Source organism: Agrobacterium vitis (assembly GCF_013337045.2).
GTDB classification, from domain to species: Bacteria; Pseudomonadota; Alphaproteobacteria; order Rhizobiales; family Rhizobiaceae; genus Allorhizobium; species Allorhizobium vitis_B.
On record NZ_CP118259.1, the window covers coordinates 1,688,102 to 1,701,108 of the forward strand.

The following is a 13,007-nucleotide window of genomic DNA, read 5'->3' on the forward strand; positions in this document are numbered from 1 at the left end:
GCGACAGGATGCGTTGGATCAATCAAAAACCGAGCAATGGTGCGAAACTTGGCCTCGCTGCCCTGCCCTTTGCACTGGTGCTTCTCGCCTATGGCGCAGGTTCGGCGGCACGGTTGGCGGAAAACGCCAATGACAAGCTGCTGCCAGGCTTTGCCGCCTTTGCCGATGCCATCAACCGTGTGGCCTTTACCGCCGATGCCCGCACCGGCGACTATGTTCTCTGGACCGATACGCTGGCCAGCCTGACGCGGCTTTCCTCCGGGCTTGGAATTTCACTGTTGATCGCACTGACGATCGGCATGGCCATCGGCATGCTACCCTATCTGCGTGCGCTGCTGTCGCCCTTCGTCGCCGCCATTTCCATGGTGCCACCATTGGCGCTGCTGCCCATTCTATTCATCGCCATGGGCCTGGGCGAGGTCTCGAAAATCACCCTGATCGTTATCGGCGTTGCACCGATCGTGATCCGTGATCTGGCGCTCACCGCCCTTGCCCTGCCGCGCGAACAGATCATCAAGGCGGAAACGCTAGGCGGCTCCTCCTGGCAGGTCGCCATCAGGGTGGTCCTGCCCCAAATCCTGCCGCGCCTGCTCACCTGTCTCAGATTGCAGCTTGGCCCGGCCTTCCTGTTTCTGATCGCAGCGGAAGCAATTTCCTCTGATAGCGGCCTCGGCTACCGGATCTTCCTGGTGCGCCGTTACCTGTCCATGGATGTGATTTTTCCTTACGTGTTGTGGATCACGCTGATTGCTGTTGTGGCCGATGTCCTGCTCGACCGGTTGCGCATCGCCCTGTTTCCCTGGTCCAACCTGGAGAAGGGCGCATGAGCGGGTTGAAGATCGACAATATCTGGAAGGAATATGGCGACCAGATCGTGCTGGAAGGCGTTTCGCTAACAGTCGCGTCCCGCGCATTCGTGGCGCTGGTCGGCCCATCCGGCTGCGGCAAGAGCACGTTTCTGCGCATGCTGCTGGGGCAGGAACAGCCGACGCGCGGCACCATCCTGCTGGATGGCGAACCGCTGCCGAAGGAGCCGGGACCGGATCGCGGCGTGGTCTTCCAGCGCTACTCGGTATTTCCGCACCTCACCGTGCTGGGCAATGTGCTGTTGGGTAAGGAATTGCCCGCCTCGCCATTGGCTGGTCGCCTGTTCGGCTCTGCCCGGCGCAATGCGGTGGATGAGGCCCGCGCGATGATTGCCGCCGTTGGCCTTGCCGGATCGGAAGCGAAATATCCGGCCCAGCTTTCCGGCGGCATGCAGCAACGGCTGGCGCTCGCGCAGGCACTGATCATGAAGCCAAAAGTGCTGCTGCTGGACGAGCCGTTCGGGGCGCTCGATCCGGGCATTCGCGCCGAAATCCACACGCTGATGAAAAAGCTCTGGCACGAAAACCCGATGACCGTCGTCATGGTCACTCATGACATGCGGGAAGCCTTCACACTGGCCAGCCGCGTTGTGGCTTTCGAGCGTCCCCGTGACCGGCCAGAGGAAAAACAGCGCTACGGCGCCACCATCACCAAGGACATTTCCATCTGGCCACCCCGCCAGGCGGGTACCCCTTCCATCTTTCGCCCTGACCGGGACGGCCCGGTCGCAGCAAACGGGCTTCACCGGGACGACCCGGCACATCGTCGATAGGAGATAAAAACATGCATATCCGACGCTCTGCCGAAGAGATTGCCGCCAACCGGGCGCGCTATGAGGAACACCAGAAAAACGGTCTGGACTTTTCCCCGAAGGCCCTGCCGGGCAAAAGCCCGCTGCCCGCACAGGACATCGAGGTGGCGGACCTTATCCATAGCGAGACCATTCCCGGCGGCTGGTATTGGTCCACGCCAGTAAAAACCCATGAGACCCTGCGCATCGCCCTGCCCCACGGGTTTTCAACCGTCACGCTCGTCGCCTGGAACGCTGCTGAGCCGTCCGAACGGCTGAACCTGCCTGATACCGTCAAGATGCAATGGACGACCGGGCTTGGCAAAGGCCGGTTGATGTTTTCCGACATGGGCAAGGTGATGTTTTCGATCACCGAAGACACATGCGGCGCGCATGATTGCCTGATGGGTGGCTCCACCGCAGCAAGCAACGCCCGCAAATACGCCAGTGCCAACAGCCAGGGCCTGCGCAATACCCGCGACAATCTCCTGATCATGGTGAGCAAGCTCGGCCTCGACAAGCGCGATATTCCAGCAGCCCTTGCCTTGTTTGCCCCAGTGCGGGTCGATGCGGAAGGACGCTTCCACTGGAGGCCGGAACTGCTCAATGGCGGAGATTACATCGAGCTTCGCGCCGAGATGGAGATGATCGTCGGCTTTTCCAATTGCCCGCATCCGCTCGATCCCAATCCGCTCTACCAGCCCAATCCCGTTGTCATTAGCCGGATAAAGGCCAAGCAGCCGCAAGCGGACGATCTTTGCCGCACGGCGACAGCCGAAGCTGTGCGTGGCTTTGAAAACAATGCGTTTGCAGCGCTGTAAGGGAGGAAACCATGTCTGAATTCAACACCACATCCCCCCTTCGCACGCCTTATACCGCTGTGCAGGATCACGTCATTGCGGCGGAAGCGCCATTTTCAACCGTGGTCAAGAAGGGCCAGATCCTGCGGATCGAGGACAGCTATGGCCAGCAGGCCATCGACACGCTGTTTTATAATGCCAAGGATTTGTCCGAGCGTTACTCCAATCAGGATACGATGCGCGAACAGGGTGCCGCCTATATTTCCACCGGCACCAAAATCATCTCCAATGAAGGCCGGATCATGCTGACCATGACCGCCGATAGCTGCGGGCGACACGATACCTCAGCCGGGGCCTGCTCCTGCGAAAGCAATACGGTGCGCTTTGGCCATGGTACCAAACATCTGCATGCCTGCCGCGATAATTTCGTGCTGGAAGTGGCGAAATACGGCATGAGCAAGCGCGACGTGGTCGCCAATATCAACTTCTTCATGAATGTGCCGATTGAGCCGAGCGGCCAGATGACCATTGTCGATGGCATTTCCGCCCCCGGCGATTATGTCGAGCTACAAGCCGAAATGGATGTGCTGCTGGTGATTTCCAATTGCCCGCAAATCAACAATCCCTGCAACGGTTTTGATCCGACGCCTGCCCGGGTTCTGGTCTGGGATAGCGAGGACTGATCGATGTTCAAGAAGGTTCTGATTGCCAACCGGGGCGAAATCGCCGTCCGGATCATCAAGACATTGCGGCGTCTGGGCATTGCCTCCGTCGCCGTCTATTCCGATGCCGACCGCTTTGCAGTGCATGTGCGGCTGGCCGATGAAGCCATCCGGCTAGGCCCGGCCCAGGCCAGCGAAAGCTATCTAAATGTCGAGGCTGTGATCGCCGCCTGCAAGGCGACGGGGGCTGAAGCCGTCCATCCCGGCTATGGCTTTCTCTCGGAAAATATCGGTTTTTCCGAGCGGCTACAGGCCGAAGGCATCGCCTTTATCGGCCCGACGCCAGAGAATATCGCCAGCTTCGGCCTGAAACATACCGCCCGGCAACTGGCGGCAGACAGCGGCGTGCCATTATTGCCAGGCAGCGGCTTGCTGGACAGCGCCGAAGACGCGCTTTCGGCAGCCGACTTGATCGGCTACCCGGTAATGCTGAAATCTACGGCGGGTGGCGGCGGCATTGGCATGCAGCTCTGCCATGATGCAGCTAGCCTGCAAGCGGCCTTCGACACCGTCCAGCGCACTGCCAAAGCCAGTTTCGGCGATGCGCGGGTCTATCTGGAACGCTTTGTTTCGAAGGCAAGGCATGTCGAGGTACAAATCTTTGGCGATGGACAGGGCCGGGTCATCGCGCTTGGTGAGCGCGATTGCTCACTTCAGCGCCGCAACCAGAAAGTCATCGAGGAAACCCCGGCCCCCGGCCTGTCGGACGCGGTGCGCCAGCGCCTGCATGAGGCAGCAGTATCGCTTGGTCGGTCTGTCCATTACCGCTCGGCAGGCACGGTCGAATTTATCTACGATCCCGCCCGCCAAGAGTTTTACTTTCTGGAGGTCAATACACGGCTTCAGGTCGAGCATCCCATCACTGAGTCCGTGTTCGGCATTGATCTGGTGGAATGGATGATCCGCCAGGCCGCCGATGAGGATGTGCTGACCGGCAATGAACATCTGGTGCCGAAGGGAGCTGCCATCGAGGCCCGGATTTATGCCGAAATGCCCCATGCCGATTTTCGCCCTAGCGCGGGGCTGCTGACGGACGTGGTGTTTGCGAAAACAGCCCGTGTCGATGGCTGGATCGAGACCGGCACGGAGGTGACACCCTATTACGACCCGATGCTGGCCAAGCTGATCGTGTCAGGCAAAGACCGTGAGGCGGCGATTGCCGCTTTGCAATCGGCGCTATCGGCAACGTCCATTTCCGGCATTGAGACCAATCTCGATTATCTCAGCGCTATCGCCGCCTCTGATCTGTTTTTAAGCGGTGATGTCGCAACCACGGCGCTGAAGGATTTTTCCTTCGTGCCTGATGTGGTCGAGGTCATCGCCCCCGGCGCCCAATCCAGCCTTCAGGAACTGCCGGGGCGGCTGGGGCTCTGGCATGTCGGCGTGCCACCGAGCGGGCCGATGGATGCCCGCTCCTTCCGCCATGCCAACCGGCTGGTCGGCAATGGCGACGATGTGGCGGCGCTGGAACTGACTGTCTCCGGGCCGATGCTGAAATTCTTCTCCAATGTCACCCTCGCACTGGCCGGTGCCGAGATGGCGATGACATTGGATGGCGCACCAGTCGCGCATAATACGGCTTTTACCGTCAAACCCGGACAGGTTCTCGCCATTGGAGGGATTTCCGGTCCCGGCCAGCGCGCCTATCTGGCAGTCTCGGGCGGATTTGCGGCGCCTGTCGTGCTTGGATCGCGCGCCACCTTCGGCCTTGGCCAATTCGGCGGCAATGCCACGGGAACCCTGAAAGTTGGCCATGTGTTGCGGCTGGCCCGCAGCCCGCAACACATCGCCACGCCAGCCGAGGAGCCACCAGAGCTGACCCGCGCATGGTCGGTCGGTGTGGTCTATGGCCCGCATGGTGCGCCGGATTTCTTTCTGGACAGTGATATCGAAACGCTGTTTTCGACTGATTATGAGGTGCATTTCAACAGCGCCCGCACCGGGGTCCGGCTGATCGGCCCTGCGCCGACATGGGCGCGGCAGGATGGCGGTGAGGCCGGGCTGCATCCCTCCAACCTGCATGATAACGCCTATGCGATTGGGGCCATCGATTTTACCGGGGATATGCCGATCATTCTCGGTCCTGACGGCCCAAGCCTGGGCGGCTTCGTCTGCCCGGCGGTGATTGCCGGAGACGAACAGTGGAAGATGGGCCAGTTCAAGCCCGGCGATACCATTCGTTTTCATCCTGTGGCGCGCGATGGGGATAGGGCCGCCGCGTTAAGAAACGCCGAGCACGGGATACCACCAACGCCAGCTCAAACCCGCCTCCCACCCAAAGCCGGATCACCCATCCTCAGCCACAATTCCAACGGCCCTGTCTGCGTCACCTATCGCCGTCAGGGTGACGACAATTTGCTGGTGGAATATGGCGAGATGCAGCTCGACATCGCCATTCGCATGCGGGTCCACCTGCTGATGCAGGCGGTCAAGGCGGCCAAGTTACCGGGCCTGATCGACCTCACCCCCGGCATTCGGTCGCTGCAAATCCATTATGATGGCACCAGCCTGTCGCGCGTCCGGCTGCTAGGCCTGCTAAACGAAATAGAGGCCAACCTACCCCCGGTGGGGGATGTGACGGTGCCGAGCCGCACGGTCTATCTGCCGCTCTCCTGGAACGACCCGGAGGCGGAACTGGCGATGCGCAAATACCAGGAGCTGGTGCGGCCCAACGCCCCCTGGTGCCCGTCCAATATCGAGTTCATCCGGCGGATCAACGGCCTTGCCGACGAGCAGGCCGTGAAGGACACCATTTTCAACGCCCGCTATCTGGTGATGGGTCTTGGCGATGTCTATCTCGGCGCGCCGGTTGCCACCCCGCTCGATCCACGCCACCGGCTGGTAACGACAAAATACAATCCGGCCCGCACCTGGACGCCGGAAAATGCCGTTGGCATTGGTGGCGCCTATATGTGCATCTACGGCATGGAAGGTCCAGGGGGCTACCAGCTGTTTGGCCGCACCATCCAGATGTGGAACACTTGGCGGCAAACGCCGGTCTTTACCCGCGACAAGCCTTGGCTGCTGGATTTCTTCGACCAGATCCGTTTCTTCCCCGTCAGCCACGATGAGCTGATGGAGGCTCGCGCCGCCTTCCCGCATGGCGGTTATCCGATCCGTATCGAGGACGGCACCTTTTCCTATGCAAGCTACGCGGCGGACCTGGCTGAAAATGCCGAAAGCATCGGCGCGTTCAAGCGCCAGCAACAGGCAGCCTTCGAGGCCGAACGCCAGCGTTGGAAGGACCAGGGCCTCGACAGCTTCACCGCCGATGAGGACGCGAGCCCCAGTGCTGGCGGCGATATTCCAGACAATTGCTTCGGCGTGGAAAGCGCCGTGCCGGGCAATCTATGGAAAGTGCTGGTGGAGGAAGGACAGTCCGTTGCCGCCGGAGAGACGATTGCCATCATTGAATCGATGAAGATGGAGATCACGGTGACGGCCCATGCACCGGGCATCCTGCGGGAATTGCGCGTCGTTCCAGGAAAGACGGTCAAAGCGGGCGACGTGATCGCCGTCCTGCAAAATCTCTGAAATAGCCTGCCACAACGCACCAATGACCGGATATCTGGAATGAAATTTCATTTATCCGGTCAAATTTTCTACTAAAAAACCAGAGAATAGATGGAGCTTTCTCGTCCTTGGTCAGATTCGGACCGATAATCACCGATATAGGAGCATGATCGACGCGGGATCGGCATGTTCGGATGTCCTGACAGTTACGGAAAGGATCAGCCATGCCAAGCCAGACCTGTAGCATCGATACCCTTGTCGTTCCGGGACTGAACGGTTCAGCCGCCGGGCATTGGCAGCGGCATTGGGTCGAAGACCAGCCCACCAGCATCATGGTCGAGCAGGACGATTGGGCTCATCCCGAGCTTGGCGCCTGGAAAGCCCGGCTGGAACAGCAGCTGTCCTCGTGTAGGTCAGGCGCTTGGATCGTCGCCCATAGCATGGGCTGCCTTCTGACCGCCCAAATGGCCGATAGTCCGCTTCGCCATCTGATCCGTGGCGCGCTGCTTGTCGCACCCTGCGACCTGAAAACCACAGAGAACCAACATCCCGATGTCATCAGGTTCGGCGAGATGCCGTGCCAGCGCCTGCCCTTTCCTTCATTGATGATCGGCAGCAGCAACGATCCCTATATGGATACTGAAACCGTGCAGCGCACCGCGTCCTGCTGGGGCAGCCGGCTGGTCAATCTTGGCCCGGTCGGCCATATCAATCCGCAAAGCGGATTTGGCCGGTGGAGCGAAGGCTATGCTCTTCTCTCGCAGCTGCAAACCACCGTTGAGGGCCGCCGCGCCATTCAGCCAGCACTTCCTGCGAGAACAGTGCCGACAGCCGCGGCTGAGACACATATGCATTCACACGCCTGAACATACGTACAATTTTTTTCAACCTGCCTTTGTGAGCCGAGCCTTGATTAAGGCCTCGCCTCATGATCATCATCGGAAAACCTGGATATTCCGATGACATCTGCATCCGCCAATCTTTCCAATCCGTTGCGCGGCATGGCGCTGATGGCAGGCTGCATGCTTGTGCTGCCGGGCATGGACGCGATTGCCAAATACATGGCCAATATCGAAGGCATGTCACCGGGGCAGATCACCTTTTACCGTTTCTTCTTCCAGCTTGCCTGCACCCTGCCCTTTCTGGTCGCATTGCAGGGCAGCAAAGCCTTTACCGCCAAGCGGCCGTTTCTCAACCTGCTGCGGGGTGCGCTGCATGGCGCGGCAAGCCTGTGTTTTTTCGCCGCCGTCAAATATATGCCGCTCGCCGATGTGTTCGCGATCTATTTCGTCGAGCCGTTCATCCTGACAGCGCTATCGGCGCTGTTTCTGGGCGACAAGGTCGGATGGCGACGCTGGCTTGCCATTCTGATCGGCTTTGGCGGCGCGATGATCGTTATCCAGCCAAGCTGGGAAATTTTCGGCGCGACCTCGCTTCTACCGGTGCTCTGCGCCTTCCTGTTTGCCCTCTACATGTTTCTCAATCGCGCCATCGGCAATGCCGATTCGCCAATGACCATGCAGACAATGTCGGGCGTCGGGGGCACGATTTTCATGGGCGGCGCGATCCTGATCGGCCAATCAGCAGGCAGTGCCGATTTCACACCGTCGCTTCCGGCCAGCGTGACCGGTCTACTGCTGCTGGTTCTGCTCGGTGTTCTCTCAGGCCATATACACCTTCTGGTAGTAAAGGCCTTCCGCATGGCACCGCTGTCCGTACTCGCACCCTTCCAGTATTTCGAGATCATCGCAGCGACTATTCTCGGCTATGTGCTGTTTGATGATTTCCCGTCACCGTCGAAATGGCTGGGCATCGGCATCATCGTCGCCTCCGGCCTGTTCATTCTATGGCGCGAACACCGTAACGCCTCTGCCGGCAAGGCTCTGGCCGCGACCTGAATACACCCAAAAAAGAGCAAATCCATATTCAGTATTTTGACCGGCGAAACCAGGGCATTTTGAGTGGTTATCCGCAGTGCAGCGCATATAACGTCTCGTTTCAGCTCATTGTAACCTTTTGTAAACTCCGTTCGTTATGGCGAAAGAAAGAATTGGCATTTAGATCAATCTACGGTTTCATGATGAAACGAGGTTTCGACTATGAGGGAATTTCGTCTCTCGTTTCCGGCATGTGTTATCGCCGGCAAGCAGAGATTGGACCACCATGACGTGGTTCTTCTCAAGACATACGGCCTGCCGCATGGCGTTTGCAGCCATGAGGACGCATTGACGCTTCTGGTGCTGAACGGATGCTGTCCCGATAAATGCGCTGAATGGCAGGGCTATTTTATCGATTCCATGGCGTCCTACATTTTACGCAAACACCCGCCGGAAAACCGCATTGACACTTATAAACTGCAATGGCTGATCAGCACCTTCACCACCGATGGCAAGGCAAACTCGCCCATCGAACAGCGGCTTTTGCAACACATTTCCATGATGATGGCAGATTTGCAGAGTGAGTCCGGTCAGACGCCGGACCTGGATGGTGTCACTGAAAAGACGGTCGTGAGCAGCGTTCATCCGCTGAAAAGACAGGCAAGAGAGTTGCGCAGCCGTTTCTCAGGCCGCAGCCCCAAAGAAGAAAAGAGCTTGCCTCTTCAACAGCCTAAAAAACGATTTGCGCTGGGCTGAGTTTTGAGAAAAACCCCTTCCGGATCTTGAGGCTTTGCGCAAGTCAGTGCAAAACTCCGCCGACAAGAAACCAAGGGAGACTTCTTTATGGATGTTCGCGCCGCCGTTGCCACCCAGGCAGGCAAGCCGCTTGAAATCATGACCGTTCAGCTGGACGGCCCGAAGGCTGGCGAAGTGCTGGTTGAAGTCAAGGCTACAGGCATCTGCCATACCGATGATTTCACCTTGTCCGGCGCCGATCCCGAAGGTCTGTTTCCGGCGATTCTCGGCCATGAAGGAGCTGGCATCGTGGTCGATGTCGGGCCGGGCGTCACCTCGCTGAAAAAGGGCGATCACGTCATTCCGCTTTACACGCCTGAATGCCGCGAATGCTATTCCTGCCTGTCGCGCAAGACCAATCTGTGTACCGCCATCCGCTCTACCCAGGGCCAGGGCGTCATGCCGGATGGCACATCGCGCTTTTCCATCGGCAAGGACAAGATCCATCATTACATGGGCTGCTCAACCTTCGCCAATTTCACCGTCCTGCCGGAAATTGCCTTGGCCAAGGTCAATCCCGACGCGCCTTTCGACAAGATCTGCTATATCGGCTGCGGCGTCACGACAGGCATCGGTGCTGTCATCAACACTGCCAAGGTGGAGATCGGCGCAACCGCCATCGTCTTTGGCCTGGGCGGCATCGGTCTCAACGTGCTTCAGGGCCTGCGGCTTGCAGGTGCCGACATGATCATTGGCGTCGATATCAACAATGACCGCAAGGCCTGGGGCGAAAAATTCGGCATGACGCATTTCGTCAATCCGACCGAAGTCGATGGCGACATCGTGGCCTATCTGGTCAACCTGACGAAGCGCAATGGCGACCTGATCGGTGGCGCCGATTACACATTCGACTGCACCGGCAACACCAAGGTGATGCGCCAGGCGCTGGAATCCTCACATCGCGGCTGGGGCAAATCCGTAATCATCGGCGTTGCGGGCGCGGGCCAGGAAATCTCCACCCGCCCGTTCCAGCTGGTCACCGGCCGCAACTGGATGGGCACCGCCTTTGGCGGCGCGCGTGGGCGTACCGACGTGCCGAAGATTGTCGAATGGTACATGGAAGGCAAGATCCTGATCGACCCGATGATCACCCACACCATGCCGCTTGAGGACATCAACAAGGGCTTCGAGCTGATGCATTCGGGGACAAGCATCCGCAGCGTGGTTCTGTATTGATGGCAAATATGCCTTATCGGGTTGACGTGCGGAGACTGGATGCATTCTCCGCACGAGACCTTTATGACCTCCTGAAAATGCGTGTCGATGTGTTTGTCGTCGAGCAAAAATGCCCCTATCCGGAGCTTGATGGTAAGGATATCGATGCCCTGCATCTGCGGCTGGCAGATGGGGACGATCTCATCGCAAGCGCCCGAATTTTAGCCTCCGACACGCCTTCGTCTGCGGTCAAGATCGGGCGCGTCGTCGTCTCGCCTTCCCATCGCGGCAAGCGGCTGGGCGATGCCTTGATGCGCGAAGCCATTGCGGCCTGTGAACAACGTTTTCCATCAAGTCCGATAGAACTTTCCGCCCAAAGCCATCTGCAACTTTTCTATCAGTCATTTGGCTTTCTTCCGATCTCGGCGGAATATCTGGAAGATGGTATTGCCCATGTCGATATGGTTCGTGCCGTCTCCATCGGGAGGGCCTGAAGCCAATGATCTATGTGGATGCCGACGCCTGCCCGGTCAAAGCCGAGGTGCTGAAAGTGGCCGAACGCCACGACATGCCAGTGACCTTCGTTGCCAATTCCGGCCTGCGCCCTTCGCGTGACCCGATGGTCACGAATGTTATCGTCTCCAATGGTTTTGATGCCGCTGACGACTGGATCGCCGAACGGGCTGGACCAGGCGACATCGTCATTACCGCCGATGTGCCGCTGGCCGGGCGCTGTGTCGCGACGGGTGCTTTCGTTACCGGGCCGACCGGGCGGATGTTCGATGAAACCAATATCGGCATGGCAACCGCCATGCGCGATCTCGGCGCCCATTTGCGCGAGACCGGCGAAAGCAAAGGCTATAACCGGGCCTTCAGCCCCCGCGACCGCTCGCAGTTTCTGGAAACGCTGGACCGGCTTTGCCGCCGCTGCAAATCCCTCCGTCAGGACACGCCCCCATTATGACCTCGAAGAAAAAGCCCCGTTTCTACGCATTGAGACGCCATAGGCACAGCCCGTTCTACGCATCCGGCCTGCTTGGCCTTTTAACTTTGCCGGTCTTTCTGTGGATCAAGCCCGCCTTGGCCGTCGAGTCCTCGGCTATCGTGTTTTTCGTGCTCTATGTCGCGTTGATGATCAAACGCATCCCCGGCATCACCGCCGAACGCCTGAAGAACAGCCCACAACGCGACGATGCCCCGACCATCGTCATCCCGCTGGTCAGCTTGCTGGCGGTGGTGGCTGCGGTCGCCGCTCTGTTCAACGCCTTGAACCGGGCAGGTTCTCCCAGCCTGCTGGAAGTGTCGCTGGCGTTTGTGTCGGTCATCAGCGGCTGGTTCACCATTCACACCATGTTTGCCATGCATTACGCCCATGATTATTGGCGACATCTGACGCATGTACCCGACCCCGGCCCTTCCGGCGGTCTGGATTTTCCCGACACGCCGGAGCCAGGCGGTTATGAGTTTCTGTATTTCGCCTTCGTCATCGGCATGACCGCCCAGACATCCGATGTCGCCATCACCAGCACGGCCATGCGGCGGCTCAACCTCGCCCATTCCATCGTGTCGTTCTTCTTCAATACAATCCTGGTCGCGGCAGCCGTCAACGCGGTCGTTTCGATAGCCAATTGATCAACAGGAGCCAAGTTTCATGAATATCCTGTCGCAAAACACCGCCTTTGGCGGCATGCAGGGCGTGTTTTCGCACCAGTCCGATGTCACCGGCTGCGAAATGACCTTTGCCGTCTTCGTGCCACCCCAGGCCATCACTGAAAAGCGCCCGGTGCTCTGGTATCTGTCCGGCCTGACCTGCAGCCATGCGAATGTGATGGAAAAGGGTGAGTACCGCCGGCTGGCCGCCGAACTCGGCCTGATCATCGTCTGCCCAGACACCAGCCCACGCGGCAATGACGTGCCGGATGAATTGACCAACTGGAAGATGGGCAAGGGCGCTGGCATGTATCTGAATGCCACCGAAATGCCCTGGGCCGAACATTTCCAGATGTACAGCTACATCACCGAGGAATTGCCTGCGCTGATTGCCGAACAGTTCCGTGCCGACATGAGCCGCCAAGGCATTTTCGGCCATTCGATGGGCGGCCATGGCGCATTGACCATCGCGCTCAAACATCCCGACCGCTTCAAGAGCTGCTCTGCTTTTGCCCCAATTGTCAGCCCGCTAAAAGCCGATTGGACGCAGGATGCTTTCGAGAAATATCTTGGCCCTGACCGGTCCCTCTGGCGACAATATGATGCCTGCGCCCTGATCGAGGATGGAGCGCGCTTTCCGGAATTCCTGGTGGATCAGGGCAAGGCCGATAGTTTCCTGGAAACCGGGCTACAGCCCTGGCTACTGGAAGAGGCAGTGAAAAATACCGATATCGGCCTGACGCTGCGGCTGCATGAACGCTACGACCATTCCTATTATTTCATCTCGACATTCATGGACGATCACCTGCGCTGGCATGGCGAACGACTGGGCTAATAA

At 58.8% G+C, this 13,007-nt stretch carries 13 protein-coding genes; all 13 read left to right on the forward strand.

The window, feature by feature from the left end:
- Window positions 1-8 precede the first annotated feature (8 nt).
- The 13 genes from G6L01_RS08170 (at window position 9) to fghA (ending at window position 13,004) form a co-directional block, all read left to right on the forward strand.
- Entirely contained in the window at window positions 9-827 is an 819-nt protein-coding gene (locus G6L01_RS08170) for an ABC transporter permease (protein WP_070164874.1), read from the forward strand.
- The gene (locus G6L01_RS08175) at window positions 824-1,639 is read left to right on the forward strand and encodes an ABC transporter ATP-binding protein (RefSeq protein WP_070164875.1); all 816 of its coding nucleotides are present in this window, start codon (window positions 824-826) and stop codon (window positions 1,637-1,639) included. Before G6L01_RS08170 ends, G6L01_RS08175 begins: the two co-directional genes overlap by 4 nt.
- An 11-nt stretch (window positions 1,640-1,650) precedes the next feature.
- Window positions 1,651-2,478, forward strand: a complete 828-nt coding sequence (locus G6L01_RS08180) for an urea amidolyase associated protein UAAP1 (protein WP_070164876.1) — start codon at window positions 1,651-1,653, stop codon at window positions 2,476-2,478.
- A gap of 11 nt (window positions 2,479-2,489) precedes the next feature.
- Window positions 2,490-3,140 carry an urea amidolyase associated protein UAAP2 gene (locus G6L01_RS08185; protein ID WP_070164877.1) on the forward strand — a complete coding sequence of 217 codons (651 nt, stop codon included), beginning with the start codon at window positions 2,490-2,492 and terminating at the stop codon, window positions 3,138-3,140.
- A gap of 3 nt (window positions 3,141-3,143) precedes the next feature.
- Window positions 3,144-6,713, forward strand: a complete 3,570-nt coding sequence (uca, locus tag G6L01_RS08190; protein WP_071206425.1) for an urea carboxylase — start codon at window positions 3,144-3,146, stop codon at window positions 6,711-6,713.
- Window positions 6,714-6,916: 203 nt separating this feature from the next.
- A complete protein-coding gene (locus G6L01_RS08195) occupies window positions 6,917-7,558 on the forward strand; it encodes an RBBP9/YdeN family alpha/beta hydrolase (RefSeq protein ID WP_070164879.1) in 642 nt (213 codons plus the stop codon).
- A gap of 93 nt (window positions 7,559-7,651) precedes the next feature.
- Entirely contained in the window at window positions 7,652-8,590 is a 939-nt protein-coding gene (locus tag G6L01_RS08200) for a DMT family transporter (RefSeq protein WP_070164880.1), read from the forward strand.
- Between the two features lie 201 nt (window positions 8,591-8,791).
- Window positions 8,792-9,325, forward strand: coding sequence for a hypothetical protein (locus G6L01_RS08205; protein ID WP_070164881.1), 534 nt, complete (start codon window positions 8,792-8,794; stop codon window positions 9,323-9,325).
- Window positions 9,326-9,412: 87 nt separating this feature from the next.
- Window positions 9,413-10,540 carry an S-(hydroxymethyl)glutathione dehydrogenase/class III alcohol dehydrogenase gene (locus G6L01_RS08210; protein ID WP_070164882.1) on the forward strand — a complete coding sequence of 376 codons (1,128 nt, stop codon included), beginning with the start codon at window positions 9,413-9,415 and terminating at the stop codon, window positions 10,538-10,540.
- The gene (locus G6L01_RS08215) at window positions 10,540-11,013 is read left to right on the forward strand and encodes a GNAT family N-acetyltransferase (protein ID WP_070164883.1); all 474 of its coding nucleotides are present in this window, start codon (window positions 10,540-10,542) and stop codon (window positions 11,011-11,013) included. Before G6L01_RS08210 ends, G6L01_RS08215 begins: the two co-directional genes overlap by 1 nt.
- A gap of 5 nt (window positions 11,014-11,018) precedes the next feature.
- Complete coding sequence (locus tag G6L01_RS08220) at window positions 11,019-11,483, forward strand: YaiI/YqxD family protein (RefSeq protein WP_070164884.1); 465 nt, start codon at window positions 11,019-11,021, stop codon at window positions 11,481-11,483.
- Entirely contained in the window at window positions 11,480-12,151 is a 672-nt protein-coding gene (locus G6L01_RS08225) for a DUF1345 domain-containing protein (RefSeq protein WP_070164885.1), read from the forward strand. The genes G6L01_RS08220 and G6L01_RS08225 overlap by 4 nt, the downstream gene beginning before the upstream one ends.
- 19 nt (window positions 12,152-12,170) lie before the next feature.
- Window positions 12,171-13,004 (forward strand): S-formylglutathione hydrolase, encoded by an 834-nt coding sequence (fghA, locus tag G6L01_RS08230; RefSeq protein ID WP_070164886.1) that lies wholly within the window; start codon window positions 12,171-12,173, stop codon window positions 13,002-13,004.
- The last annotated feature ends 3 nt before the right edge of the window (window positions 13,005-13,007 follow it).

Excerpts from the sequence above, each read along its gene's own strand:
- G6L01_RS08170 (WP_070164874.1), top strand. The coding sequence starts at position 9 with ATGCGTTGGATCAATCAAAAACCGAGCAATGGTGCGAAACTTGGCCTC.
- G6L01_RS08175 (WP_070164875.1), top strand. The coding sequence starts at position 824 with ATGAGCGGGTTGAAGATCGACAATATCTGGAAGGAATATGGCGACCAG.
- G6L01_RS08180 (WP_070164876.1), top strand. The coding sequence starts at position 1,651 with ATGCATATCCGACGCTCTGCCGAAGAGATTGCCGCCAACCGGGCGCGC.
- G6L01_RS08185 (WP_070164877.1), top strand. The coding sequence starts at position 2,490 with ATGTCTGAATTCAACACCACATCCCCCCTTCGCACGCCTTATACCGCT.
- uca (WP_071206425.1), top strand. The coding sequence starts at position 3,144 with ATGTTCAAGAAGGTTCTGATTGCCAACCGGGGCGAAATCGCCGTCCGG.
- G6L01_RS08195 (WP_070164879.1), top strand. The coding sequence starts at position 6,917 with ATGCCAAGCCAGACCTGTAGCATCGATACCCTTGTCGTTCCGGGACTG.
- G6L01_RS08200 (WP_070164880.1), top strand. The coding sequence starts at position 7,652 with ATGACATCTGCATCCGCCAATCTTTCCAATCCGTTGCGCGGCATGGCG.
- G6L01_RS08205 (WP_070164881.1), top strand. The coding sequence starts at position 8,792 with ATGAGGGAATTTCGTCTCTCGTTTCCGGCATGTGTTATCGCCGGCAAG.
- G6L01_RS08210 (WP_070164882.1), top strand. The coding sequence starts at position 9,413 with ATGGATGTTCGCGCCGCCGTTGCCACCCAGGCAGGCAAGCCGCTTGAA.
- G6L01_RS08215 (WP_070164883.1), top strand. The coding sequence starts at position 10,540 with ATGGCAAATATGCCTTATCGGGTTGACGTGCGGAGACTGGATGCATTC.
- G6L01_RS08220 (WP_070164884.1), top strand. The coding sequence starts at position 11,019 with ATGATCTATGTGGATGCCGACGCCTGCCCGGTCAAAGCCGAGGTGCTG.
- G6L01_RS08225 (WP_070164885.1), top strand. The coding sequence starts at position 11,480 with ATGACCTCGAAGAAAAAGCCCCGTTTCTACGCATTGAGACGCCATAGG.
- fghA (WP_070164886.1), top strand. The coding sequence starts at position 12,171 with ATGAATATCCTGTCGCAAAACACCGCCTTTGGCGGCATGCAGGGCGTG.